This window comes from Salinisphaera aquimarina, assembly GCF_042643355.1.
Lineage (GTDB): Bacteria > Pseudomonadota > Gammaproteobacteria > Nevskiales > Salinisphaeraceae > Salinisphaera > Salinisphaera aquimarina.
In genome coordinates this window covers 1-1,439 of sequence record NZ_JBHRSS010000013.1, presented here as the reverse complement: position 1 = coordinate 1,439, position 1,439 = coordinate 1, and the positions used below count along the sequence as shown (strand labels likewise).

1 protein-coding gene is annotated in these 1,439 nt (G+C 63.4%); it reads right to left on the bottom strand.

The genetic code is table 11. The annotated features are described in order from the left end of the window. Positions 1 to 1,403, bottom strand: a 1,403-nt coding sequence (gene thiC / locus ACFOSU_RS20880; RefSeq protein WP_380691995.1) for a phosphomethylpyrimidine synthase ThiC, incomplete at its 3' end; no start/stop codon positions are given. Between the last annotated feature and the right edge of the window lie 36 nt (positions 1,404 to 1,439).

Here is a 1,439-nt window from a genome sequence, read left to right as displayed (position 1 = left end):
TAGCAGAGCATGGCGGTACCGTACCAGCCGATCTGGGCGGCGCCGATACCGGAGGTGATGTGGTCGTAGCCGGGGGCGATATCGGTAGTGAGCGGGCCGAGGGTGTAGAACGGGGCTTCGTGACAATCGGCCAGTTCGGCTTCCATGTTCTCCTTGATGCGCTGCATCGGCACATGGCCGGGGCCTTCGATCATCACCTGCACGTCGTGTTCCCAGGCGATCTTGGTGAGCTCGCCCAAGGTGCGCAGTTCGGCCATCTGGGCTTCGTCGTTGGCATCGGCGATACAGCCCGGGCGCAGGCCGTCACCGAGCGAGAAAGCCACGTCGTAGGCCTTCATGATCTCGCAGATATCCTCGAAATGATCGTAGAGGAAGCTTTCCTTGTGATGCGCCAAGCACCACTTGGCCATGATCGAGCCGCCGCGCGAGACGATGCCGGTGATCCGGCTCACGGTCATCGGCACGAACGGTAGACGCACGCCGGCGTGGATGGTGAAGTAGTCCACGCCCTGCTCGGCCTGTTCGATGAGCGTGTCGCGGAACATCTCCCAGGTCAGATCCTCGGCCTTGCCGTTGACCTTCTCCAGCGCCTGATAGATCGGCACGGTGCCGACCGGCACCGGCGCATTGCGGATGATCCATTCGCGGGTTTCGTGGATATGCTTGCCGGTGGACAGATCCATGATCGTGTCGCCGCCCCAGCGCGCGGCCCACACCATCTTCTCGACTTCTTCGGCGATCGAACTGGTCACCGCGGAGGTGCCCATGTTGGCGTTGATCTTGACCCGGAAATTGCGGCCGATGATCATCGGCTCGGATTCGGGGTGATTGATGTTGTTGGGGATGATCGCGCGGCCGGCGGCGATCTCGTCTCTGACGAATTCCGGGGTGACGCGCTCGGGAATGTTGGCGCCAAAACTCTCGCCGGGATGCCGACGCAGCAGGCGGCTGTCGACGATGGCGTCGATCTTCGCGTTCTCGCGAATGGCGACGAATTCCATCTCCGGGGTGACGATCCCCTGGCGCGCGTAGTGCATCTGCGACAGATTCTTGCCGGCTTTGGCCCGCAACGGTTTGGGCGGCGACGGAAAACGCAGGTGGGTCAAGGCGTTGTCGGCGTGGCGCTCGCGGCCGAACTCGGAGGAGAAATCGCTCAGGCGTTCGGTATCGCCGCGCTCGGCGATCCAGGCGGCGCGCAGCGCCGGCAGGCCGCGGGTGAGATCGATATCGATGTCGGGGTCGGTAAACGGGCCCGAGCAGTCGTAGAGGGGAATCGGCGGATTCTTCTCGACACCGAAGGTCGCCGGCGTGTTGCTCTGCGCGACCTCGCGCATCGGCACGCGGATATCGGGCCGGGAACCGGTGACGTAGATCTTGGACGAATTCGGAAACGGTTCGCGCATTTCGTCGGCAAGACGCGCGGACACCGCCAGATCTTT